The sequence below is a fragment of the Luteolibacter flavescens genome (assembly GCF_025950085.1).
Lineage (GTDB): Bacteria > Verrucomicrobiota > Verrucomicrobiia > Verrucomicrobiales > Akkermansiaceae > Haloferula > Haloferula flavescens.
On the sequence record NZ_JAPDDS010000010.1, the window covers coordinates 94474 to 118991 of the forward strand.

At 63.6% G+C, this 24518-nt stretch carries 22 protein-coding genes; 10 read left to right on the forward strand and 12 right to left on the reverse strand.

What is annotated here, in order from left to right:
* The first annotated feature begins 25 nt into the window (after positions 1-25).
* From OKA04_RS17040 to pdeM, 5 genes are all read left to right on the forward strand, one after another.
* Complete coding sequence (locus tag OKA04_RS17040) at positions 26-823, forward strand: DUF432 domain-containing protein (RefSeq protein WP_264502402.1); 798 nt, start codon at positions 26-28, stop codon at positions 821-823.
* Positions 823-1665 carry a mechanosensitive ion channel family protein gene (locus OKA04_RS17045; RefSeq protein WP_264502403.1) on the forward strand — a complete coding sequence of 281 codons (843 nt, stop codon included), beginning with the start codon at positions 823-825 and terminating at the stop codon, positions 1663-1665. The genes OKA04_RS17040 and OKA04_RS17045 overlap by 1 nt, the downstream gene beginning before the upstream one ends.
* Positions 1666-1715: 50 nt before the next feature.
* Positions 1716-2216 carry a DUF5362 family protein gene (locus OKA04_RS17050; RefSeq protein WP_264502404.1) on the forward strand — a complete coding sequence of 167 codons (501 nt, stop codon included), beginning with the start codon at positions 1716-1718 and terminating at the stop codon, positions 2214-2216.
* Positions 2217-2294: 78 nt separating this feature from the next.
* Positions 2295-4712, forward strand: a complete 2418-nt coding sequence (locus tag OKA04_RS17055; RefSeq protein ID WP_264502405.1) for a ligase-associated DNA damage response DEXH box helicase — start codon at positions 2295-2297, stop codon at positions 4710-4712.
* Positions 4709-5356 (forward strand): ligase-associated DNA damage response endonuclease PdeM, encoded by a 648-nt coding sequence (gene pdeM, locus OKA04_RS17060; protein WP_264502406.1) that lies wholly within the window; start codon positions 4709-4711, stop codon positions 5354-5356. The genes OKA04_RS17055 and pdeM overlap by 4 nt, the downstream gene beginning before the upstream one ends.
* A 5-nt stretch (positions 5357-5361) precedes the next feature.
* On the opposite strand, the gene OKA04_RS17065 is transcribed toward pdeM, so the two are convergent.
* Positions 5362-5757: a winged helix-turn-helix transcriptional regulator gene (locus OKA04_RS17065; RefSeq protein ID WP_264502407.1), complete on the reverse strand. Its 396-nt coding sequence runs from the start codon at positions 5755-5757 to the stop codon at positions 5362-5364.
* Between the two features lie 133 nt (positions 5758-5890).
* Here OKA04_RS17065 and OKA04_RS17070 point away from each other — a divergent pair, with 133 nt between their 5' ends.
* The 3 genes from OKA04_RS17070 to OKA04_RS17080 all read left to right on the forward strand — a co-directional run bounded on the left by OKA04_RS17070 (position 5891) and on the right by OKA04_RS17080 (position 10569).
* Positions 5891-6748, forward strand: a complete 858-nt coding sequence (locus OKA04_RS17070) for an SDR family oxidoreductase (protein WP_264502408.1) — start codon at positions 5891-5893, stop codon at positions 6746-6748.
* A 197-nt stretch (positions 6749-6945) separates the two neighbouring features.
* Positions 6946-9114 carry a tetratricopeptide repeat protein gene (locus OKA04_RS17075; RefSeq protein ID WP_264502409.1) on the forward strand — a complete coding sequence of 723 codons (2169 nt, stop codon included), beginning with the start codon at positions 6946-6948 and terminating at the stop codon, positions 9112-9114.
* Between the two features lie 102 nt (positions 9115-9216).
* Positions 9217-10569: a cytochrome-c peroxidase gene (locus OKA04_RS17080; RefSeq protein WP_264502410.1), complete on the forward strand. Its 1353-nt coding sequence runs from the start codon at positions 9217-9219 to the stop codon at positions 10567-10569.
* 70 nt (positions 10570-10639) lie between these two features.
* On the opposite strand, the gene OKA04_RS17085 is transcribed toward OKA04_RS17080, so the two are convergent.
* The 10 genes from OKA04_RS17085 to gspG form a co-directional block, all read right to left on the reverse strand.
* Complete coding sequence (locus OKA04_RS17085) at positions 10640-12031, reverse strand: tetratricopeptide repeat protein (protein ID WP_264502411.1); 1392 nt, start codon at positions 12029-12031, stop codon at positions 10640-10642.
* A 154-nt stretch (positions 12032-12185) separates the two neighbouring features.
* Complete coding sequence (locus OKA04_RS17090; protein WP_264502412.1) at positions 12186-14642, reverse strand: type II secretion system protein GspD; 2457 nt, start codon at positions 14640-14642, stop codon at positions 12186-12188.
* Positions 14643-14652: 10 nt separating this feature from the next.
* Complete coding sequence (locus OKA04_RS17095; protein ID WP_264502413.1) at positions 14653-15306, reverse strand: hypothetical protein; 654 nt, start codon at positions 15304-15306, stop codon at positions 14653-14655.
* Complete coding sequence (locus tag OKA04_RS17100) at positions 15303-15977, reverse strand: type II secretion system protein M (protein WP_264502414.1); 675 nt, start codon at positions 15975-15977, stop codon at positions 15303-15305. Before OKA04_RS17100 ends, OKA04_RS17095 begins: the two co-directional genes overlap by 4 nt.
* A gap of 52 nt (positions 15978-16029) precedes the next feature.
* Positions 16030-17277 (reverse strand): hypothetical protein, encoded by a 1248-nt coding sequence (locus OKA04_RS17105; RefSeq protein WP_264502415.1) that lies wholly within the window; start codon positions 17275-17277, stop codon positions 16030-16032.
* Positions 17274-18209 carry a type II secretion system minor pseudopilin gene (locus tag OKA04_RS17110; protein WP_264502416.1) on the reverse strand — a complete coding sequence of 312 codons (936 nt, stop codon included), beginning with the start codon at positions 18207-18209 and terminating at the stop codon, positions 17274-17276. Before OKA04_RS17110 ends, OKA04_RS17105 begins: the two co-directional genes overlap by 4 nt.
* On the reverse strand, positions 18206-19078 hold the full coding sequence (locus OKA04_RS17115; protein WP_264502417.1) for a PulJ/GspJ family protein: 873 nt from the start codon (positions 19076-19078) through the stop codon (positions 18206-18208). The genes OKA04_RS17110 and OKA04_RS17115 overlap by 4 nt, the downstream gene beginning before the upstream one ends.
* Positions 19075-19512 carry a type II secretion system protein gene (locus OKA04_RS17120; protein WP_264502418.1) on the reverse strand — a complete coding sequence of 146 codons (438 nt, stop codon included), beginning with the start codon at positions 19510-19512 and terminating at the stop codon, positions 19075-19077. Before OKA04_RS17120 ends, OKA04_RS17115 begins: the two co-directional genes overlap by 4 nt.
* 5 nt (positions 19513-19517) lie before the next feature.
* Positions 19518-20120 carry a type II secretion system protein gene (locus tag OKA04_RS17125; RefSeq protein ID WP_264502419.1) on the reverse strand — a complete coding sequence of 201 codons (603 nt, stop codon included), beginning with the start codon at positions 20118-20120 and terminating at the stop codon, positions 19518-19520.
* Positions 20121-20133: 13 nt separating this feature from the next.
* On the reverse strand, positions 20134-20571 hold the full coding sequence (gene gspG, locus OKA04_RS17130; protein ID WP_264502420.1) for a type II secretion system major pseudopilin GspG: 438 nt from the start codon (positions 20569-20571) through the stop codon (positions 20134-20136).
* A gap of 186 nt (positions 20572-20757) precedes the next feature.
* Here gspG and msrA point away from each other — a divergent pair, with 186 nt between their 5' ends.
* Positions 20758-21390, forward strand: coding sequence for a peptide-methionine (S)-S-oxide reductase MsrA (gene msrA / locus OKA04_RS17135; RefSeq protein ID WP_264502421.1), 633 nt, complete (start codon positions 20758-20760; stop codon positions 21388-21390).
* A gap of 196 nt (positions 21391-21586) precedes the next feature.
* Positions 21587-23722: an AMP-binding protein gene (locus tag OKA04_RS17140; protein ID WP_264502422.1), complete on the forward strand. Its 2136-nt coding sequence runs from the start codon at positions 21587-21589 to the stop codon at positions 23720-23722.
* Between the two features lie 42 nt (positions 23723-23764).
* Here the strand turns inward: OKA04_RS17140 and OKA04_RS17145 are convergent, their stop codons facing one another.
* Complete coding sequence (locus tag OKA04_RS17145; RefSeq protein WP_264502423.1) at positions 23765-24508, reverse strand: hypothetical protein; 744 nt, start codon at positions 24506-24508, stop codon at positions 23765-23767.
* Positions 24509-24518 lie beyond the last annotated feature (10 nt).

Genomic DNA, 24518 nt, shown 5'->3' on the forward strand with positions numbered 1-24518 from the left:
GCAAACGGCTTCCCATCGTCATGCCATGGCCGCCTCGGAACGCTGGCACGAACGAACGCTGCAGGATCGCGAGTGGTTGTGCGCCAGCTTTGGCAATCTCACGCTGGTGGTGCACAGCATCCTGGAGGAGTGGCGCGTGGCCCCGCTCTACGGGTCCGAGTGCGACTGCCTCATGAGCGATGCGGACACGCCGCCGGAGGACCTGCCGTGGCAGCGCTGGGACCGCGGGGCGAAGGACGTGAAGCTGCGCTTCCGCCCTGTTTTCCCGGATCGCCCGGTCATCATCCGCCCGCGCTCGCCGCTGAATCTCTCGCCGCGCGCAAAGGCGACCTTCTACGTCGGCATCCCCGCCTTCATCGAGCTGACCGCGCACAGCGAGGGCCAGTACGAGCGCCTCAGCGCATGGCCCAGCGAGCAGCCGTCGAATACCTGGCACGGCACGCCGATCTCCGGCACGCTCTGCTACTCGGTGAAGACCCGGGCGCGGAGGCAATTCGTGCCGGAAGATTGGCAGGAGATGTCCATCATCTCGACGATCGAAATCGCGAATACCGGCACGCATTCCCACCCTTTCGAGCGCTTGTTTTATGAAACCGGCCACCTCTCGGTCTTCGAGCACGAGGGTCGGCTGTGGTCGAATCACGCGCGAATCCGCACCGGGGAGAAGAGCGACTCGCTGAGCGGCGTCGTCTTCGCCAGCAAGCCGGTCGGCGAGGCCACGCGCGCCGTGGAGCTGGCCCCGCCGCGGCAGGGCCGGGTGCGTCGCAGCATGTTAAAGGAGGCCTTCTCCACCTTCCTCGGAGTCACTCACCCGAACGACTGATGATGCTGGCCGACCTGACCTCCGAATTCTGGGGCAATCCGATCTACCAGAAGATCATCAAGGTGCTGATCGTCCTCGCGACCGGACTGCCGCTCGTGCTGCTGGTCTCGCGCATCGTCAGCCGGGTGCTGCGGCACCGGCTCGGCCAGCAGGGCAGCGACCTGCTCGCCCGCATCGTCCGCTACAGCGGCTACGTCATGGTGCTGGTGGCCGTGCTCCAGGAGTTCGGCTTCAATCTGGCGGCCGTACTCGGTGCCGCGGGCATCGCCGGCGTGGCCATTGGCTTCGCCTCGCAGACCTCGCTGTCGAATCTCATTTCCGGCCTCTTCATCGTCGGCGAGCGGCCTTTTGAAAAAGGCGACATCATCGAGGTCGGTGCCGTCAGCGGCACAGTCGAGGAGATCGGCCTGATGGCGCTCACCCTGCGGACATTCGACAACCGCTCGGTCCGCATCCCAAATGAGATGCTGGTGAAAAACACCGTCACCACCGTGACCCGCTACCCCATCCGGCGCGTGGACCTCACCATCGGCGTCGCCTACACCGAGGCCATCGACCACGTGATGCGCGTGCTCGCCGGGGTGGCGGACGCCCACCCGGCAGTGCTCGACGAGCCGGAGACCGTGATCGTCTTCAATGGCTTCGGCGAGTCATCGCTGAACTTCATGATCGGAGCCTGGACCATCAAGGCGGACGTCATGAAGGTGAAGAACGAGCTGCCGCTGCGGATCAAGGAAGCCTTCGACCGCGAGGGCATCGAGATCCCCTTCCCCCACCGAGTCCTCGCCCCGGGCAAGGCGATGGAGCCCATCCCGGTGGTCGTGCGGGAGAGCAGGAACTAACACAAACTCGGCTTGGCTTTCCAGACAGGCTGGAGTTGATAGGCGGCACCATGGACAACCCCTATCAAACCGGTGCACACGGAAATCCGTATCCCTCCTCCACCGGTCAAACCTCCCCCGCCATCATCCAGGCCCTCGCGGGCACCAAGCCCTGGGTGCGGCTCTGCTCCATCATCGGCTTCATCTGTGCCGGCTTCATGGTGCTCGGCGGCCTCATGATGATGGCCGGAGGAGCCATCGGCGGCATGAGCAACTCCCGTGCCGCGGGGTTCGGCTGGATCCAGTCGATCATGGGACTGATCTACATCGCCATGTCGCTGATGTATGTCTTCCCCTCGGTGAAGCTCTGGAAATACGGCACCGCCATCCTGAACCTGATGTCCAGCCAGTCCGCCACGGATCTGGAGCAGGCGATGGAGGCCCAGCGCGGATTCTGGAAATTCGTCGGCATCGTGATCCTCGTCTCCATCGGCCTGATGTTGATCGGCATGGTCCTCGCCATCGTTGCGGCAGGCATGGCTGCCGCTTCGATAAATGAACTGGGCAGCTAACAGTCACTTGCGGGGACGAATTCCCGGTGCTGATTCCTCTGGCACGCATCGTCACGGATGCGTGCCTTTTTTCCGCCCATGCCCGCCGATCCCCTCCAGCCCTTTTTCAAGCAACGCGGCTGGAAGCCATTCCCCTTTCAAAAGGAGACCTGGAAAGCCTACGCCGCCGGGAAGTCCGGCCTGCTCCACGCCCCGACCGGTCAGGGCAAGACCCTCGCGGTCTGGATGGGCCCGGTCGCCGGAGCGCTGAAGGAGCAGCCCGAGGGATGCTCGGTCGTCTGGCTCACCCCGCTCCGCGCCCTTGCGCAGGATACCCTGCGGGCACTCCGCGAGCCGCTAGAAGTCCTCGCGCCGAAGCTCCAGGTGGAAGCCCGCACCGGCGACACCTCGTCCTCCGTGAAGGCCCGCCTCCGGAAGAAGCTCCCCTTCGGCCTCGTCACCACGCCGGAGAGCCTGTCGCTGATGCTTACCCACGACGACACCCGGGAAAAGCTCGCCGGGCTGCGCGCCGTGATCGTGGACGAGTGGCACGAGATGCTGGGCAACAAGCGCGGCGTCCAGACCGAGCTCTGCCTCGCCCGCCTGCGCGAATGGTTTCCGGAGATCCGCATCTGGGGCCTCTCCGCCACCCTGGGGAATCTGGATGAAGCTCGCGACGTCCTCCTCGGGTCCGCCGCGGAGGGAGCGGTCACCGTTTCCGCGGACCTGAAAAAGGAGATCGTTATCGACACCCTCATCCCCCGGGAGATCGACCGCTTCCCGTGGTCCGGCCACCTCGGCACCCGGCTCGCCGCTCAGGTCGTCCGCGAGGTGGAGAAGGCGAACTCCACTCTGCTCTTCACGAATACCCGCTCGCAGACCGAGCTCTGGTTCCAGGAGCTGCTTTCGCTCCGGCCGGATTGGGCGGAGGTCATCGCCATGCACCATGGCTCGGTGGACCGCGAGGAGCGGGAGAAGGTCGAGCAGGGTCTCCGCGAGGGCCGCCTGCGCTGCGTGGTCTGCACATCCTCCCTCGACCTCGGCGTGGATTTCTCGCCGGTCGACCAGGTGCTGCAGGTCGGCTCGCCAAAGGGCATCGCCCGCCTGCTCCAGCGCGCCGGCCGGTCCGGCCACCAACCCGGAAAGGTGTCCCGCGTCCTCGGTGTGCCGACCCACGCGATGGAGCTGGTGGAATTTGCCGCCGCCCGTGACGCCGCCCACGCCCGGCACATCGAGGCCCGCCGCCCCCTCGTCAAGCCGCTCGACGTGCTCGTCCAGCACCTCGTCACCTGCGCCATCGGCGAGCCATTCGAGCCGGGGGAAATGCTCCGGGAGATCCTGTCCACCCACGCCTTCCGCGACCTGACCGACACCGAGTGGGACTGGTGCCTCGGCTTCATCTCGAGCGGCGGTCGCGCCCTCGCCGCCTACCCGCGCTACCGGAAGGCCCGTCTCGAAAACGGCCGCTACATCGTCGATGACAAACGTTTGATCCAGCAGCACCGGATGTCGATCGGCACCATCTCCGCCGACTCCCATGTCAGCGTCCGCTTCGCGAATGGACAAACCTTGGGGACGGTCGAGGAAGGATTCATCAGCCGCTTGAAACAGGGTCAGCTTTTCATCTTTGCCGGGAAGAAACTGGAGCTGGTTCGTTTCCACCAGCGCATCGCCACCGTCCGGGTCGCCAAGCGCGACGCCAAGGGAGCAGTCGCCATGTGGGGCGGAAACAAGATGCCCCTTTCAAACGAACTGGCCCATGCCATGGCCGCCCGCCTCCGCGGGGAGGGCCCGGCCTCGCCGGAAATGAAGGCCGTCGCCCCCATCCTGGAGATCCAGCGCCGGTGGTCCGAACTGCCCGATGACCGCACGCTCCTCGTCGAACACACCCGGTCACGCGATGGTGAACATCTGTTTGTTTACCCCCTTGCCGGGCGACTTGTTCACGAAGGCTTGGGGGCGCTCATGGCTTATCGACTTCGTTTGAATCAAACGATTACAGTGTCGCAGAACGACTACGGATTCTGCCTCACCGCCAAACGCGGGCTTCACTTGAGCGAGGATATCATCCGCTTGAATCTAACGGTTGAGAACCTTCTTGAAGACGTGCTGGCTTGCTTGAATACCGCCGAGCTGGCCCGCCGTCAGTTCCATCAGGTGGCGAGGGTAGCAGGCCTGATTCTGCAGCAATTGCCCGGTCGCCAACAGCGCGGACAACGGGAGCTTCAATCAAGTTCGCGCCTGCTCTTCGAAGTGCTGGAACGCTACGATCCCGAGAACCTGCTCCTTCTCCAGTCCCAGCGGGAAATTCTGGAGAAGCAACTGGAATTCAGCCGACTTCATGACTCCCTAATCGACATTCAAAAGCGGGAAGTACAATTGATTGAAACAAAAAATCTAACACCCATGGCATTCCCGCTCTGGGCTGAGCAGTTCTTCGCCACGATGCCCGCAGGCGATGCCGCCACACGATTGGAACAAATGCTTCAAGACCTCGAACAAGCGGCTGACAAATGATCCTGAGCATCCTCGATCAAACGCTTGCACTCCTTCCCGAGAAGGCCGTCCTGCTTCCCGATCACACCCTCGTAGCAGCCGACATCCACCTTGGCAAAGCCACCGCGTTTCAAGCAAAAGGACTCGCCATTCCGGAGGGCGACAGCGATGCTGATCTCAACCGATTGCGAATACTTTGTGAACAAGTCCGAGCCACCCGTGTGGTGATCAATGGCGACCTATTTCATTCACCCGCCGGGCTCACGAAGGAGATCGAACGTTTGCTGGAAACATGGTTATTCACAATCGGAATCCCGGTTGAACTGGTGATTGGAAACCACGACCGCAAGCTCCCGCGGCTGCCAGATTGCCTCACCGTCCTCCCCTTCGCCGAGCACGCGGGCATCCACCTCGTCCATGATCCGGCCGACGCGCCCGACGACCGTCCGGTGGTCGCCGCCCACTGGCACCCCGTCGCGCGGATCGCCGATGGCAGGCGCACCTCCCTCCGACTGCCCTGCTTCCTTCTGCGACGGAATGTCCTCGTGCTCCCCTCCTTCGGCAGCTTCACCGGCGGAGCCATCATCGACCGGCAGGACGACGACCGCATGTTCGTCGCGCCCGGCGACCGGGTCATCGAGGTGCCCGGAAAGCTACTTCGATAGACCGTTTAAAGCGGCGTTGCAGATGACGGCGGAACATAGGCATCACGAGCAGCTCTCACCTGGTCATGGTTGGCATTCGCCCACTCGACCAGCGGGGCGATCCTCGCGAGCAACGATCCGCCCAACTCGGTGAGGCAGTATTCCACCTTCGGCGGAACGGTCGGATAGACCGTCCGGGTGACGTAGCCATCCTTCTCAAGCGTCCGCAGGGTCTGGGAAAGCATCCGCTGCGAGATGTCGCCGATGGCCCGTTTCACCTCCGTGAAGCGCAGCGTCTTCGGCGCGAGCACCAGCAGGACGAGGAGACTCCAGCGGTCACCGATGCGATCGAGCACGTCGCGGACCGGGCACTTTTCGGCAAGGCCCGATCCCGGGGCCACGGGTGGAAATGGAAGGCTCATGATGGTTACCGCGGTGTAACCGGGTTCCGAAAATCACCCCTCTTGCAGCGTTTCCGGAACTCGGTATCGAATAGGAACCAAGCATCCCCGCGATGCCATTTCAATCCCGAATCAACCCCGAATCCCGACCATCATGATCGCCATCACCGGAGCCACCGGCCAGCTCGGCCGCCTCGTCATCGACCATCTTCTCGCTCGCGTGCCCGCCAGCAACCTCGTCGCCATCGTCCGCGACCCGGCAAAGGCCGCCGACATCGCGGCACGTGGAGTGACCGTCCGCCAAGCCGACTATTCGGATCCGGCTTCCCTCGCGACCGCCCTGTCCGGCATCGAAAAGCTCCTCCTGATTTCGTCGAACGAAGTCGGCAACCGGACAAACCAGCACGCCCACGTGATCGACGCCGCCAAATCAGCCGGGGTGAAATTCCTCGCCTACACCAGCGTGCTCCACGCCGATCGCTCGCAGCTCGGCCTCGCGGAAGAACACCGACAGACCGAGGCCTACCTGACCGCCTCCGGTCTCCCCTTCGCCATCCTGCGGAATGGCTGGTACACGGAAAACTACGCCGCCTCCATCCCGACCGCACTCGCGCACGGAGCGCTGGTCGGTGGCGCCGACGAGGGCCGCATTTCCTCCGCAGCCCGCACCGACTACGCCGAGGCCGCCGCCATCGTGCTGACCCGCCCGGTCGAACCCGGCAGCATCTACGAGCTCGCCGGAGACAGCGCCTACACCCTCGCGGACCTCGCCGCGGAGGTCTCGCGCCAGAGCGGGAAGGACATCCCCTATCGCGACCTGACGGAGGAGGCCTACCGCACGCTACTCATCGGAGCCGGGCTACCGGAGGCCTTTGCGAGCCTCCTCGCCGACAGCGATGCCGCGGCGTCGAGGGGCGCGCTTTTCGATGACTCGGGCGAACTCGGCACCCTCCTCGGCCGCCCCACCACCCCGCTCGCGGAGACCGTGCGGCAGACGCTTGGAAAGGACTGAGAGCCATGCCATCGGGCAAGGCGCGCGACCGGGGGATGACCATGTGACTACCAAGGGATTGCAGGGCGCGGAAACCGTCTAACGAAACGGATTTCCCCCTTGCTGCGCAGCACGGGGCTTCCTAGCTTGCGCGTCCTATGAGTCGGAGCCTTTTCCGTTTCCCCGGTCGCGCTGGACTGTTGGCCTGCGCCCTGTGCATGGCCGGTCTCTCCGTCACTGCCCAGGAGCAGCCGGGCCCCATGACTCCGGCGAAGGACGCGCCGTCGAATTTCGACCCCTCCGACGTCTATTTCCAAGGCTGGTTGCTCTACCGCGACTCGGAGAAGCTGCAGGCCGAGAAGAAGCACGCGGAGGCGCTGGAAAAGCTGCTTCGCGCCCGCCAGCTTTTCGAGAGCGTCTCCTCCTACTACCCTCTCTGGAAGCCGGACATGGTGAAAGGCCGCCGCTCCCGCACCCAAGAGGACATCGACCGCGTCGCCCCGCTGGCGATGGAGGAAAACCGGGTGAAGAATCAGGCCATCGCCGAGCTTGAGGGTGGATCGCGAACCGGCGTCATCGAGGGCGAGCCACCCCGCCCCCTCGACAGCGGCCTGCCGGTCGCCCCGATCCAGCCGATCCGCGAGATCGAGACGCTGGAGACCCGCCGTATCGCCGAACTTGAAAGCCGGGTGCAGGAACTCCAGTCGGACCTCGCCAACGCGAGCAAGGGCCAGAGCCAAAGTCAGAATCCGTCAACCGACTCCGCCGAACGTGAGGCAGCCCGTGGCCGCGACATAGCGAAGCAACGCGACCTCGCACAGGCCGAGCTGAAGCGTGCGAATGACGAACTCGCCAAGCTGCGCTCCCGCTTCGCCGAGCAGCCGATGCAGGAGGAAATGCGGAACCTGAATGGTAAGCTCCAGCAGACCGAGCGGGAACGTGCCGCGCTTGCCCAAGCCCTTTCCCAAAGCCAGAGCGAGACACGCGACGCCCGTGCGCAGGCCGAGGCGCTGAATGCCGAGCGCGGACGCCTCGCCCAGAAGGCCGCCGACCTGGAGCGGAATCTGGAACAGGAGCGCAAGATCCAGAGCGACGTCATCGCCGGCCAGCAGAAGCAACTCCGTGCGATGCAGGAGGAGCTTCGTGGAAAGAACGACGAACTCGCCCGCGCGAACCAGAAGATCGCCGGACTCGAAAGCGACATCGCTTCCTTGAAGAAGGATTTCGAAGTGCTGCGCGACGAGCGCGACGGCCTGCTCCGCGAGCGCGACCAGATGAAGGCGCTGCTCGCCAGCGAGGACGGCGACCGCATCCAGCAGGTCATCGACCAGAACATGGAACTCGCCCGGCAATTGCGCGAGTCGAATGAAAGGGTTGATCGCCTCAACCGCGATCACAATGCCACCCAGGACGAACTGATCGAGGCCATGCGCGACCTCGCGCTGGCGAAGGACAATATCAATGCCTTCAAGCGCGAGAAAGCCGCGCAGGACAATCGCATTGCCGAACTGGAGCGTCGCTTGCGCTCCGAGACGGCAGCGCTTGCCGCAAAGGATGCCGATCCAGCCGAGGCGGAGATGCTTCGCGCCATCCTTCAAAAGCAACTCCGCGTCCAGGAGCGCCGCCGCCAGGCGACCGAGATCCTGCTTGATGCCGTTGCAAAAATAGCGGAGTCCGACGAGAAGGTCAAAGATGCCGTGGGGCTTATGGCCGCTACCGAAATGGAGCTGACCCCGCAGGAGCTGGACATCGTGAAAGATCGCCGCGTCGATGGAGAATTCTTCTCTCCGGGGAGCCGTCCTCAGTCCGAAGTGGATGTCAGCATCGCGGAACTTGAAGGTGGCAATCGTCCCTACATCGACGCCTCCACCCGTGCCTTCGTGGCGGGTCGCTTCCAGTCGAGCCGTGAACTCTTCGAGATGGTGCTCGACCAGAATCCCGGCGACACCGGCACCATGTGCAAGCTGGGCGTGGTCCACCTGCGCCTCGACGAGCCACAGGATGCCGCGAAGGTTTTCCGCAACGCGGCGGTCATCGACAGCAACAATCCCTACGCCCACCGCATGCTCGGCTACTCGCTCATGCAGACGGGCGAGTATGGCGAGGCCCGCGAGGCGCTGCGCCGCAGCGTGGAACTCGCGCCCACTCATGCGGAAGGCCGCGTGGTGCTGGGCAAGCTCTGCTTCGACCTCGGGGAGGAAAGCGAGGCCGAGAAGGAATTCAAGGCGGCGATCGACTTCGACGGCGCGATGGCGGACCCGTATTTCAACCTCGCCTTCCTCTACGCCAAGCAGGGCAAGAAGAAGCAGGGGCTGGAATTCTACCGCAATGCACTCGAACGCGGTGCCGCTCCCGACCTCGCCCTGGAGAAGCGCCTGTCGAAGTGACGGTAGGTCTCCCCGTTAGGCGGAGGTAAAAGTCCACCGCCGGATGTGAAGGGAAGGTAAAGTTCCTCGCCGTCGCGGCGGGTCCGGAGCTTCGGTGACACTGTGAAAAAGCTCCTCCTTTTCGCGGCCACCATCCTCCCGGCATCGGCTGAAGTCTCCGCCCAACTCCCTGCCGAGTCCGCCACCACCCGCATCCTCCATGAAGGCGACCAAATCGTCCTGGAAGTGCACGACTCCGGCAACCACACGTGGCGCGTCCAGACCTCAGACACCCTCGGCACTTGGACGAATGGCGACACCCGCCGCGTCTTCAATGGCACGCTGCGCATCCCGATGCCCATCGAGGGGACGAAGCGCTTCTTCCGCCTGAATACGGACGAAGCAGGCGCGTTCGCCTCGGACTCGGACTCCGCCCTCCTGCTCCCCGCGACCTTTCTCAATCACGCCACCCCCGCCCTGCCCCCTCACCTGCTCACCCCCGCGATACGCGGGCAGGACAATACCCCGGTGAGCAATCCCACCACCAATGCCGGCGCGACGCTCGGGCGCGTGCTCTTCTACGACAAGCGCCTGTCGGCAAACCAAACCATCTCGTGCGCCTCATGCCATCAGGCCGCGCACGGCTTCTCGGACCCGCGGCGATTCAGCGTCGGCTTCGACGGCGGGCTGACCGACCGCAACTCGATGGGCCTGACAAACGCGAAGTATTACCTGCGAGAAAACTACTTCTGGGACGAGCGGGCGGCCACCTTGGAGGAGCAGGTGCTCCAGCCGATCCAGAACAGCATCGAGATGGGCATGACGCTCGACCTGCTGGTCACGCGGCTTTCCGCGGAGCCCTTCTACGGCGAGCTATTCATCGATGCCTTCGGCAGTGCCACGGTCAACAGCGACCGCATCTCGAAGGCGCTCGCACAGTTCGTCCGCTCGATCATCTCCGGCCAATCGAAGTATGACGCCGGTGTCGCCAGCGGCTTCACGAACTTCACCGCGCAGGAGAACCAGGGTCGCCAGATCTTCAATGGCGCGGGCAATTGCACCGCCTGCCACGGCAGCGACAACTTCGTGCCCGGCAATGCCATCTTCAACAACGGTCTGGAGAATCCCTACATCGACAAGGGCGTCGGCAGGGTGAGCGGGCTTCCGCAGGACGAGGGCCTCTTCAAGGTTCCGTCGCTGCGGAATATCGAGCTGACCGCGCCCTACATGCACGACGGGCGCTTCGCCACGCTCGAGCAGGTCGTGGACTTCTACAGCACGGGCGTGGTGAACCACCCGAATCTCTCGCCCCAGCTCCGCAATCCGCCCGGTGCTCCCGGAGCCGGCCAGCCCCGGCGACTGAATCTCACCACTGCGCAAAAGGCCGCCCTGGTCGCCTTCCTGAGAACACTCACGGACACCGCGGTCACCACCGACACGAAGTTGCAGGACCCCTTCCGGTACGAGGCCGAGTGACCGGCCCGGTATCATCCGGACACGAAAAAGGCGCGGAGGTTTCCCCCCCGCGCCTTTCTTGAAAATCGGATCAACCGCCGTAGGAAGACTCCACGCGATGGGCGACATCGCGGTAGCCGTAGTCCACTTCGTAGATCTGCTTGAAGGCTTCGAGAGCGCCGGGCTTGTCGCCCATCTCCTCGTGCACGAGACCCTTCTCGAAGAGGATCTCCTTCTTCACGTTGTCCATGGCGATGAGGTCGCCGAGGGCATCGGTGAGCTGGCGGAGCGACATGTCGAGCATGCCCTTCGCCTTGAAGGTCCGGCCGAGGAGCAGGAGCACCTTCGACTGGATGTGCGGGTTGCGCTTGGCCTGCTGGAGGTGCGGGATGGCGTTGCTGTAGTCGCCGGCATCGTAGTAGGCCTGACCGAGCTGGTAGCGCAGCGTCGGGTCGGTCGGGTTGACATCCACGCGCTTCTTGGCTTCCTCGAGCGCTTCCGCGATGCGGAGGACCTTGCGCTCGGCGAGCATGGCCTGGACTTCCGGATCGTCGGGATTGGAAGCGGCGCGCGCTTCCAGATCCTTGAGCTGCTGCTCCTCCATCTTGTCCTTCATCTGGCCGGACTTCGTCTGCAGGGCGACGTCGCCATTGCTGAGGCTGTAGCCCCACGAGTAGAAGGTGTGGGAATTCGCCCAGTCCTCGAGTTGCTCGAAAATACCGGCGAGGTCCTTGACCACGGGAAGCTGGTTCGGGTCCTCGTTATACTTGAGGATGAGACGATCGCGACGGTCCTCGAGCTGGTCGCGCGTCAGGCCGCTTCTGCCGGCGGCATCGAGCTCGGCGGCTTCGCCCTTGTTGCGCTGGAGGTCCGCCATGTTGGCATTCTCGCTCCAGCCACCTTTTTGCATCGAGGCGCGGGCAGTGCAGTCCTTCTCACCCTTGATCGCGACGGAGTCGGTCGGGTGGTGCTTGAGGATGTCGCGATAGACTTCGGCAGCCTTCGCGGGATCCTCGCGATGGATGTAGAATTCGGCGAGCTTGTGCATCGGCTTCAGCTCTTCCGGATGACCCTTGCGGATTGTCTCCAGTGCGAATGCCGCGTGGTCAGGCAGGCCCATGGCGCTGAAGGCCTCGAAAAGCTGGTCATTCACGTCCAGATTGTAGGGGTCCTTCTCCAGCTCGTCCTCGATCATCACGAGAGCGGCCACCGGGTCCTTCTTCACCTGGCCGGCGATCTTCATCGTGCCCACGCCACCGGTCTTGAAACCGAAGACCTTGGAGGACTTCTTCGGTCCGCCGGTGTGGAGAGAAGCACAGTTGCGGAGCGCCTTGCGCCCGTCCAGGAAGGTCGGAGCGTCCTTCAGGACGCTCTGGAGCAGCTTGATGGCGTATCCGTAATTTTGGGTCTGAACGGCACTGCGAGCCTTCAGATACAGGGCCTTCACGTTGGGGGCGAGGTCCGCTTCGGTAATCTCAGACATGGAGCGAAATTGCGAGGTTTTTGATGTTTTCCGGGCGTCTCCGGAGTTCAGCGCGACAAACTGAGACCCGTTCCCGGATTTTGGCAAGTACCGGAATAAAAGGGGCCGCAGAATGCATCTCCGCGGCCCCCTGAAGTCGATTCTATGCCGGATTTCAGCGTCCTTTTACGAAGCCTTTCGGACGGGAAGTCGCGCGGCGGGGAGCAGGAGCTTCCGTGGCAACCGGAGCCGGTGCGGCGTTGCGCGCCTTGCCAGAGTTCGCTGGCTTGTCGAGCGCATCCCTGGTTGGCAGCAAGCCGGGTCCATCGATGAACTCGCGGTTCTCGTTGTCGAACTTGTAGCGTGAATCCACGTCGGCCTGACCGGCGTAGAGGGAGGCCTTGTCATTGATGATCGTCGGCTGGATGAAGATCAGCAGCTCCTCGCGGTCGGTCTGGTTCTCGGTCGAACCGAAGATGCCGCCGATATACGGGATCTGGCTGAGCAGCGGGATGCCGGAGCGGCTCTGGTTGTTCCGGGTGGTGATCAGGCCGCCGAGCACGATGGTCTCGTTGTTCGGCACGGTCACCGTGGTTTCCAGCAACCGGGTGGAAATCGTGGGCACCTGGCCCACGCCTTCGATCGTCTGGCTGCCGACGACCTCGTCATTCAGCACGGCGATCTGGAGGGTGACTTCGTCGGGCGAGTTCACCAGCGGCGTGACTTGCAGGTCGAGCACCACGTCGCGGTAGTCGATGTTCGTGCTCTGGCCGGTGGTTCCGCTGTTGAAGCTGTTCGTCGGCACCGCGATCTGCTGACCGCTGCGGATCAAGCCGGTCTGGTTGTTCGCCATGAAGACGGTCGGGCGGGCCACGATATTGAACTTCGTCGTCCCCTGAAGCGCGTCCAGATAGAGATTCATGTACGGCCCGATCTTGCCGTAGAGGCCCAGGCCGGCGGTCGCGGCGAGACTGCCGGGATCGAAGGCGCTGCCGTCCAGAGGAAGGAGAGGACCGGCACCGCTGCCGCCGCGTCCGCCGATCGCATTGTCGCCGCGGACCTCCACCTCGCGGAGGAAGTCGAGGCCATACTCCATGCGGTCATTCAGCGAGAGCTGGCCGAAGACACAGGAAATCATGACCTGATCCGCCTTCACGTCGATCTCGTCGAGAAGCTGGTTCACGACCTCAAGGCTGGCCGGAGGGCCCTGCACCACGAGCGAGTTCGTGATATTGTCCGCCACGAGGAGCGTGCGTCCCACGAGCTGGGCGCTGGGCGCATTGTTCACCAGGGTGCTACCGCTGCCGCTGGAGCCGCCGAAGCTGCTGCCACCGCCGCCGAAGCCGCCGCTGGAACCACCACCGAAGCCACCGCTGCTCTGGTTGCTGCCGAAGCTGCCGCCGGAACGGCTGCTACCGCTGCTGCCACTGCGCGAGGAAGCTTGGTTCGTGCGGGAGGATCCGCCGCCGCCCGAGCCGAAATTCGCACCGGAGCGACCACCGCCGCCAGCCGTGCCACCCGTGGCACCGCCGCTCTGCGACGAGCCGCCGAAGGCGCGCTGCAACGCCTGCTCCGCCACCGGGAGGAAGTCGGCCACGGCCAGGAACTTCAGCTTGCGGCGGAGGTAGTTGCGCGTGTCGGTCGGCGTGTCGAAGCCTGCGACGAGGCTTTCCACGAAAACGATATCGACCGGACGGCCCATCGCGAAGATCTGGTTCGTGCGCGGGCTGGGGACGATCTGGATCGGTACATCCTGCCCTGCACCGCCGCCATCGGCACCGGCGATGCCCTGTGCGCCAGCAGGGGCGCCACCCGGCACCTGCGGCACGGGAGCGGCATTCTGGACGCGCTGGACACCCGCAGTGCTCTGTCCTTGCTGCTGGGTATTGAGGATCTCGTTAAGGATCTCGGAAAGCTCCTGCACGTCCGCATACTGGACCTTGATGAACTTGGTACCGACATTGCTCGTCGGCACGTCGATCACCTCTTGGAGCTCGATCAGGCGGCGGATCAGCGAGGACTTCTCCGTGATGATCACGCTGGCGGCATTCGGCACCGCGGCGACCGAGCCATAGTTGCCGAACTGCTTCACCACGGCGGTGAAGGCACGCACGACTTCATCCGGCTTGATGTGCTTGAGCGCCATCACGTACGTGACGACCAGCTCTCCGTTCGGAAGATCGGCCGGGTCTGTGATGGTAAGCAAGGCTTCGCCAGGAGGCGTCGGCATGGTTTGCGCGTAGATCAGCAAGTCGTGATTTTCACCTGAAGGAATGAACACGAAGCCTTCCAGCAGAGCGGCCTTCATCAGCAACTCAGCCGCTTCTCCGAAGGTGATCGGCCCCTGTTGCACGAAGCGGAATTCCGCGGCGATCGCGGCATTGCTCACCGTCACGCGACGACCCGTCAGCTCGGTGTAGAGCTCGGCCAGGCGCTCGCCGTTGATCTTCGGCTCCAGATAGCCTTCCTGCTTCACCCGCTGGGCGAGTGTGGCAGGGTCATTTGGCTGCACACCGGGCGGCACTGCACCCGGCTGGACAGGAGCGCCCGCCGGTGGTGGCTGGGGCACTTGGGCAAACGCGGTCCCGGACGCGATCAGGCCGGTGAGGAGGAAATGCGGTTTGGGCAACATTGGGAAAAGCTTAGCGATTACGACCTTGGCCCTGCGGCTGCGGGTTATTCTGAGTGGGAGGGAGGACGCGCGGGCGCCGCTGGCTGCCACGCTGGCCATCCTGCTGGGTTTGCTGGCCGGGCTGCTGATGGACGGCACCGGGCTGTGGTGGCTGACCGGGGATCCCCTGCTGCGGCTGGCCTGGCATTCCGGGGCGACCGGGAGCCGGAGCGGCGGAAGCGGTCGGCGTCAGTTGCTTGTCGTCAAACTTCATCGTCCCGGTCTTGCCGCCGATGGAGACCTGCACTGTGGTGTCCTTCCAGCTCGTCTTGCCGTAGGTGACGCGGTCCACCTTGAAGTTGTCCGTCGCGCCCGGCTCGATCCACTTCATCTCGTCCTTAAGCTTGTGGACAGTGCCGCGCGGGCGGATGACCTGGGTTTCACCCTGGTTCTTCTTGTGGACCAAGGTCACCATGTAGCCACCTTCGACTTCCGAGACCCCACCGAGCGACCAATCGTCAAAGGTCGTGTCCACCCGTATTGGTGGCTCGATGACCGGCTTCGTGGTGAAAGGAGAATTCTGGGAAAGGTGCATGTAGCTCGACACCGGCTTCTTTACCGGCGGGCCCGCGGCAAAGGCGGCGGTTCCCGAGACGAGGAGCGTGAGGAATGCGATCGTTTTCATTCGGTTCCTGGCAGGTTCGTGGCTTCTGGTGCGGGGGCGGGAGTCGGGGTTGGGACAGGAGGCAGTCCCGGGATTTCATTGGGGGCCGGCTCGGCTTCAGGCTCTTCATCCGGCTCGGCGGAGGCGTCGGAGCCACCATCCACCAGTGGCACGTACCACTGCTCTACCTCCACTGTAGCGTCGATCATGGTATCGTCCTTCGCATCCGGAGAGAGGCGCATGGAAGTAACGGCCTTGAACTGGTCGGGCATCTGCAGCCGGTCCAGCCAACGGTAGAGCGACTCCTCACGACCGGAGACATTGAACTCCACCTTAGCGCGGTGGAAGTGGATGCCGGTTTCGTCATTCGGCTTGATCGCGCGGCGCTTGATCTCGAGTTGGTGCGTCGTGGCCTGGTTGGAAGCGTATTGCTCCAATTCCGTGGCAACGAGCTGACCATTCTTCGGAGCAGGGCTCTTTTCGATCATCTTGGCCATCCACTCCATCTCGCCATAGACAGTGTCAAAGCTGGCAGCCGTGGCCTCTGCAAGGGTTACCTTGCCCTTCGCATCAGTCAGTTGACGCGCCACCTTTTGCTTTTGGCTCTGGAACCAGGAGATGCCGAAGAAATTGACCAGCACGAACACGGCCAGGCCAAAAAACAGCACCAATTTCTTTTCGCGATCGCTCATGAATCGTGGGAACGGGAGGGAAATGCCGCCGGGCGGAAATATTGTCGGTAAATCACTGGCTAACGTTGCTGTCCGGGCGGACGCCGTTGAATTGGAAGGTCCAGCCCTTCGATCCGCTGGAGGGCGGAGGGTTGTCCCACTTGAATTCGGACATGTTACGGACGAGGTTCACGCCGAACTGGCTGGCGGGACCGGCCTGCTGGGCTTCGCCCACGAGCTTGATCTCGTTGGCATTGATCTCCGCGACCTTCAGGCGAACGCCCTGGTTCAGCGGGATCGCCTTCGCGACACGGGACATCAGCTCCACCGGGGCCTTGTTCCCATCGACCACGAGATCGAGTTCGGACCACCTTACGAGGTGCTCTTCATAGGCAAGGCGGTCCGCCTCCGAGGCGATGCCCTCGGCCTGGCGGTTCAGCTTCTTGATCTGGCTCTGATCCTGCCACAGGCCGTAGCCGAACCATCCGCCGAGACCGAGGTAGGCGACGACCACGGCGGCGACAGCAAGCATCTTCTGCTGCTGCACCTGCGCGGCACGGCGCGCGGCACGGACGTCTGCCGGGAGCAGCTTGCTGCGTGGCTCCGGCAGGACCGGATCCGGACGCGGCGACACCTTCACCGGCACGTTGAAACCACCGGTCAAGGCACCTGCCGTACCCGTGGCGCCCTCGGGCGACCAGACATGCACGACCTCCGGCTTGAGCTGCAGCCCCTGGATGGCCAACTGGCCGAGCGCGAGATGGATTTCACGCAGGCAACTCGCATCCGGCTCGGCGCCCCCGCTGGACATGGCCTGCGAGTAGAGCAGCTTGCCATTGTAGTAGAATGCGAAGACCCAGCGGCCGAACTCCATCCAGACGGCGATCGATTCTCCACGGACCAGATAGGCACGCGGCGAGAGGTCGAATTCCTTCGGGCTGCGCGGCGGCAAGTCGCCATCACCGGGAGACTTCAGCACCACGCCGAGCAGCGTGGCTGCCTCTTCCTCCTTCGTGACGACGAAGGTGTCGGAAAGCTGTCCCGCCATGGGATCCGCACGCACGCCGAGGCGCTCCGCGTGCATCGCGGCGAGATCGTCGAAAAGCGAGTCGTCCGTGCTGGATGCCTTGAAGGGCAGCGCATGGAAGCCACGCACGGGGAAGAGCATCGCGAGATTCCCGCCGGGCAGGCTGGTCAGCTCGGAGGCACGCGCGGGACCATCGGCCGATTGCAGGGAAAAGCCCCCGGTGGTCGATTGTTTCCAGATTTCCCAGCCCCGCGGACCCGGGACCAGCAGTGAAGTTTCCTGTTGTTTGCTCAAGGCAGTACCTCCTCGGTTCGTTCCAAAACCGCCGGTCTTCCGGTTCGGTTGCGCACGATGACCGTTATTTTCCGCCTCGCACCGGCGACATTGCCGATGCTCTCCAGGCGGGTGGTCGTGTCATTCACGGTCATGCGGGCGGAAATTTCAGGGCGCAGGCTGCTGTCCACGCCAAGAAGCGCAAGCGCTTGCTCCACGGATTGGAAGGGCGCGTCATCGTCGGTATCGCGGATATTATCCAGCCCGCGGACGGTCTCGGGGATCACGTTTGCATCCTCCGGTGAGACCTCGGCGGCGGCGGCGATGAGTTCGGCGGATGCCTCGTTCAGATCGAGAGCACCGGAACTCCAGATGGTGAACCAATTCCGCCAATCCGGCTTGATCGCCTCGACGTAGTCCATGCCGCGGACGAGGCGCATTTCATCGAGCGTGTAGAAGGGACGGTTGAAGGGCTGGTTGAGGCGGCCCTGCGCGAGATACCAGTCGGACTCGGCACCGTTCAGGCCCGGATCGTCATTCTCGTCCACCCAGTCCATCAGGCCGTCCACCAGCATCTGGCTCTCGTCGAGCGTGAGGCCCCAGTCGCTGAAAATCGACTTGAGAAGCTGCTCGTCACCGCGAAGCAGGATGGCGTTGATATTGAACTTTTCACCTTCGGAGATGATGCGGGCCTCGAAGCCCTCCCCTGCCTCGTCCGAGTACTGTCGCAGCAGCGGATCGGTGCGCTTCACCGCGGGATTCGACGCCACGGCGATGCCCATCTCGGCAAGCTGCCGCGCGCGGAAGCCATGGATCTGCGAGGTGCCGAGTTCCACATCAAAGGAGACCACGCGCAGGGTCGCCACGGTCGCCATGGCGAGAATCGCGATGAGCCAGATGACCGCCACGAGAGCGGAGCCACGCGCATTCTTGTTTTGAGAGAAAGTCTTCATCGGCCACCTCCCTGACCGTTACCGCCACCACCGCCGCCAAATCCTCCACCACCGCCGCGAGGTCCACCGCCGCCGCGTGGACCGCCCCCACCTCCGGGACCACCACCGCCGCCACCAGGACCTTCACCATCGGGGCCACCCACTTGAATGCCGCCGCCTTGACCGAGACCCATGCCACCGCCAGCGCCCTGCTGCTGTAGCTGGCGCATCATCACCTCGGGATCTTGCTTCGGGGTCAGCCAGAATATCTGTCGCATCGCCGCACCCTGGTTGCCGAAGGCGATCGTCAGCTCCATCTGCAGGGGCAGACGTCCGATGAGATCCCAGTCATAGTTCCAATCCATGGTGCGGCCGTCGAGGACGCGCCACTCGAAGGTGCGCACTCCCTGAAGCAGTACAACCTCGGCGAAGGGCTCCGCCTTCACATTGCCTTGCGCATTGTCGCTGTCCTCGAGGATCTCCTCCTCGTAGTAGCGCATCACGATGTCGAGATAGCCGTCCCGCTTGAGGACTGTGGAAAGCTGGACCGCCTTTGCCACTTTATCCGCCCCGCCCCAAGTGAAGGCGAGCGGGACATTCTGAAGCGTGAGGTCGGACGTGTAATGGGAGCCGATATCCTTCGAGATCAGCTCCATCCGGGTATTCCCCGGCAGCGAGCTGAGACGGCGCGACATCAGGTCGAAGAAGGCATTCTTTTCACTCTCCTCGGCTTGGGTCTGCACGACCGCATTGCCGAGCTGGAGGTTCGCATTCGCCGAGCCGAAAATCATGCCGACCAGCATCGCCAACAGTCCCATGGCGATGACCAACTCCAGCAAGGTGAAGCCATCGCGACGACGAACCGGATGATGGAAAGGGTTCTTCTTCATGGCTGATAGAGGCGCGAGTAGCGCCAGGTCTCGGCGGACTGCTCCTGCGGCACGCCATTCTCGTACCAATGCGCGACCACCTCGATGCGGTACATCTCCTGCAAAAGCTGGCCGTCTTCGTTTTCCATCTCGGGGAGAAGCTCGACCGTCGTGACGATCTCCATCCCGTGCTCGGCCATCTCGTCGATCGCGATGGAAGTCGTCCCCTCCTCCAGCACCGGGTATGACATGGCCTCGGCGAGGGCACTCTGGAGCAGGCGGGTGGTCGTCAACTCGCGCTGCGTCAGTGCCGCGAGGTCGGCGGTACGCTGCAGGGCAACCGCAAAACCCGTGGCCGCGATACCAAAGATGCCGAGCGCCAAGACCACCTCCAGCAGGAGGAATCCACGGGCAGCACGCCGACGTGACCGGCGGTTTGGCAGAGGGCTTCTCATCTTGTTCAGTAAATCTCCTGGACCTGGTCGCGGATGCCACCGGTCAGCGGATGGAATTCGATCTCAACCCAGCTCCGTTCCTGTGCAAATTTCACTCCCAGCGGCTCGCAAAAACCTTCGGGATCGAAACGCCAGACGTGGCGGTTCTTCGTATCCGACGGTATCCAGTTGTCGCTGGCCCACCGGCGGACGAACATTTTGACGTCATCATCCACCGTCCAACTCGCATGGATCGGGTTGAAGGAAGACACCGGAGCGCTGCCTTCCTCGGCAGCCATCATGGCCTGCTCGGCGAGCATGTTTTCCTGGTGCGCCAGCATGTTCTCGCGGTCCCGCGGATCGACCATGGCCTCCGCCAAGGGCATGAGGCTCACGGTCTGCTCATAGAACTCAAGCGCATAGGGCCGTTGCTGGAGAGCGGCGAGAGCCCGGGCGCGTTTCGCCAGCGACTCCACCTCCACATAGGAACGGCGGAGCGTCCGCTCGTCATCTGAAACAGCCATGTAGGCAAGGGCCCCGCCGACCATCAGGGCGACAAGAACCAGCACGATGACGATTTCCATCAGCGTGAAGCCCTGCTGCCCCTGACGTTGGAAGCCCTTGCGCATCAGATCTCAGATCTTACTTGGGGTCTTGGCTGGAATAGTCCTCGCCGCCTTCAACACCATCTGCACCCTTGGAGATGAGCTCGAATTCGGTTGGGTCCTTGCTACCCGGGAACTTGTAGCCATACTCGTTGTTCCAAGGATCAAGCGGCACCTTGTCCATGATCTTGGACCAGCGGCGCGGTGCGGGCGTGCCGGAGGGCTTTTCCACCAGCGCCTTCAGGCCTTGCTGGGTGGATGGGTAGTTGCCGTTGTTCACCTTATACATCTTCAGTGCGCTGGTGATGGAGGCGAAGTCGGTGTCCACGCGACCGATTTTGGCAGTTTCGCTGATCTTGCCCATGAAGGTGATCGAGCCGCCCAGAATGAGGGCGATGATCCCGAGGACGATGACCATTTCCAGCAGGGTGAAACCCGCTTTGGAACGACGGCGGATAGTCGATTGGTATTTCATGAGTGATTGGCTTGGGTAGCTGCGAAAATCCTTACGCCTCGAAAAACACCGCGCGATGCAAAAGTTGTCGGGGAAATCTGCCTTTCCCCGACAACCGGGCGGAAATTCGGCACCAATCCCCACTTTACCTCGCCCGGAAGCCGCCTAGGGTGCGCAGTATCGCCGCGGGAAGCGGCCGCCAATGCCATGAAACGCCGCCGCTTGCTCGCGCTCCTGCTTTTGCTGCCCGCCATCGCCTCCTGCGAACCGAAAAAAGCCATGCCCGAAGAAGCCAAACAGCCCGCCCCCGCGCCCAAGGTGCCCGAGGGCTCCGAAGTCATCACGCTCGGCGCCGGATGCTTCTGGTGCATCGAGGCCGCCTACAAGCAACTCGACGGCGTCCAGGCGGCAGTCTCCGGCTACATGGGCGGCACCGTGGCCAAGCCGACCTACGAGCAGATCTGCACCGGCACCACCGGCCACGCCGAGGTCGTTCAGGTGGTCTATGATCCGAAGAAAATTTCCTCCGAGAAGATCCTTGCCTGGTTCTGGGACCTCCACGACCCGACCACGCTGAACCGGCAGGGCGCGGACGTGGGCACCCAATATCGCTCCGCCATCTTCTACAACTCCGACGCCCAGAAGGCGCTCGCCGAGGCTTCCAAAAAGGCAGCACAGGAGAACTTCAAGGATCCGATCGTCACCGAGATCACCAAGGCCAGCGAGTTCTACCCCGCGGAGAACTACCACCAAGACTACTATTTCCAGAACAAGTCCAAGAACGGCTACTGCCGCCTGGTCATCGAGCCGAAGCTCAAGAAGCTGAAGCTGGATCACTGAGTTGTGATTCTCCGGCGATCTGCCGCAAGGAAGGCGCGCAACATGACGTCTTGATGCGGTCATGGGACGGGCTTTTGTGGCCACGTGACACACAGGAGGGGCAAAACCGGGCGGCTTTTGGCAAAAAATCCGTGCCTGCCCCGTCTTATACGCTTCAATACGCCGCGAGCGATTCCGCCACGTCTTTCCTGCACACATGTCCATCCAGATTCTCCACGCCGACCGGATCCCGGCGACCGGATGCCTCGTCATCCCCGGTCGCATCGGCACCCATGAGTTGCCGCAGCTTGAAAAGCTCTTCGCCGGCCGCCGCATCACGTGGCTCGTCGAGGAGAAATCGAAGCTGGATCCGACGACGCAGGCAACGCTGGAGCGCTCGGGTGCGGCAGCCGCCTTCGCCGACGATGACGATGCGCAGGCCGTGGGCGAGCAGCTCCGCGCCGCACTGGAGAATTCCGGAGTGATCGTTTACATCCCCGGCCGTGCCGTCTCCCGCAAGGCCATCCCCTGCACCATCCCGGGCAAGACGCTGCGGACTCTGTGCTCATTCGGCCTGCCGGTGCTGCCGGTGATGGTGGACTATCCGCGCGACGCCAGCCTCACGGTGGAGCGCCAGAGCGCGATGCCGCAGGTGGTGATCGGCTTTGCCAAGGTGCTCGCCCCCGGCGAGGCCAGCCCCGCGAACTACCGCGAGCGCCTGCTGGAGCTGGTGGAGGAGTCCTTCTCCCGCCGCCCGCTGCTGAAGTCCTCGCTCGGCACCGCCCTGCTGCAGGGCCTGAAGAAGCACTCGCGCAACAAGGTCCACGACGGCTCGGACGACTCGTCCATCGGCTTCGACCGCATCCTCGGCGCGGCGCTCGTCTTCTCGAAGTATCTCAAGGAATCCACGGACAACCCGCGCATCGGCATCATCCTGCCGCCGGGGAAGGCCGGTCTCATCGCGAACCTCGCCGCGGTCTTCGCGGGCAAGGTGCCGGTGAACTTCAACTTCACCGCCGGTCACGAGGCAGTCCGCTCGGCCATGCGCCAGTCAAAGGTGGACCGCTACATCACGGCGGATCCCTTTGTCCGGAAACTGGCCTCCTTCCCCTGGCCGCCGAACCGCGACATGATCTTCATCGAGCGCGCGCTGCCGACGCTGAAGAAGAAGATCATCACCTGGACCATCCTCGGCAAGCTGCTGCCGTCGTCGGTGATCGCGACGCTCTTCGGCATCGGCAAGAAGCGCGGCAATGACGAGGCGATCCTGCTCTTCACCTCCGGCTCGTCCGGCGAGCCGAAGGGCGTGCCGCTCACGCATCGCAACGTGCTTGGCAACGTCTGCCAATTCGGCACGCGCCTCGACCTCGTACCCGAATCGTCCGCCATCCTCGGCTGCCTGCCGCTCTTCCACTCCTTCGGCTGCACGGTCACGCTGTGGTATCCGGTGATCGAGGGCCTCGACCTGGTGACCTACCCGAACCCGCTGGAGACGAAGCGCCTCGCGGAACTCATTTCCCAGAAAGGCGTCAATATCCTGCTGGCCACGCCGACCTTCCTGCGCGGCTACATGAAGCGCATCGAGCCGGAGCAACTCCGCTCGCTGCAGCTCGTGGTGACCGGTGCGGAGAAGCTGCCGGACAATCTCGCGCAGTCCTTCGAGGAGCGCTTCAGCATCCCGCCGCAGGAGGGCTACGGCCTGACCGAGACCTCACCGGCCACGAACGTGAATCTGCCGGACCCCGCACCCGCGGGCGAAGCCATCGTGGTCCCGTCGCACCGCCGCGGCTCCGTGGGCCAGTTGCTCCCGGGCATCGCCCTGCGCCTCACCGACCCCGCCACCGAAAAGCCGCAGCCCGCCGACAAGCAGGGCGTGATCTGGCTGAAGGGCGCGAACATCTTCCCCGGCTACCTGAACAACACGAAGAAGTCCGAGGAAGTGCTCACGAAGGATGGTTGGTTCCGCACCGGCGACGTGGGCCGTCTCGATGACGATGGCTTCCTCTACATCGAAGGCCGCATCTCGCGCTTCTCGAAAATCGCCGGCGAAATGGTGCCGCACGAGACCGTCGAGGCCGCGATCAACAAGGCACTCGGCCTCGACGCGGAAGCGGAGCGCAAGATCGCCATCGTCGGCATCCCGGACGAGCAGAAGGGCGAGGCCATCGTGCTGCTGTCCACCATCGCCGGACCGGCGCTGGAGCAGGAGTGCATCGACCTCCGCTACAAGCTCATGGACGCGGGCTTCCCGTCGCTGTGGTGCCCGAAGATCATCGTCCCCGTGGCGGAGATCCCGGTGCTGGCCTCCGGCAAGCTCGACCTCAAGGGCTGCGAGGAACTGGCGCGGAACTGATCCACGCCAGCCGGGAGACGTCTCGGACAAAGCCCGCGGGGATCACTTCTTCGCGGGCTCCATTTTGACGGGCACCACCTCTTCCTTCAGGTCCGTCCAGTAGCGCACGGTCACGGAGAGCTTGTCGCCCTTCGCCTTCTCGAAGTGGTAGGTCTTCGCCTTGTTCACGGTCGAGGTCGAGTTGCTGTCCAGCTCGGTATCGCCGTCCTTCACAGTGATCTCGATCACCGCGTCGGGATTGCCGGTGACCGTGACGGACGAGCCCTTGTCTGCTCCGCCGCCGAAGAATCCCGCGCCCTGCCCGGATGAAATCTCGAAGGGCCCCAGCTCGTGCTGGGTCTTGTCGCCATCGGTCAGCTCGATCTTCTTTTCCTCCGGCTTGGAGGCGGTGATCACCGTGACACTGGCATCCAGGGCCGCGGCCTCCAGCGAGCCGAAGAGGTCGCCCGGGAACGAGATGCCGAAGCGGCCGAGCTTCCCGTCCTCGCTCACCTTCGAAAAGCTCTCCTGCTCCCAGTTCGCCTTGCCGCTGCGGGTGCGCGACCACTCGCGGCCGTCGCCGAGCTTGAAAGATTTGACGTCCACGGACTTGTCCTTGATCGCCACCAGGTTTTCGCCGCTGACGAGGAAGTCCAGCCTGACCCCGGGCTCGTAGCCCATCGGCTTCACCTCAAAGGGGATCTCCCCGGCGAGCGGCTTGCCCACCTGGACTTGCACGAGCGAGACTTCAAAGGGCTCGGCAGCTACGGCGAGCGACATCAGGGGGAGGAAGAGCAGGGCTTTCATCGGGACCAAG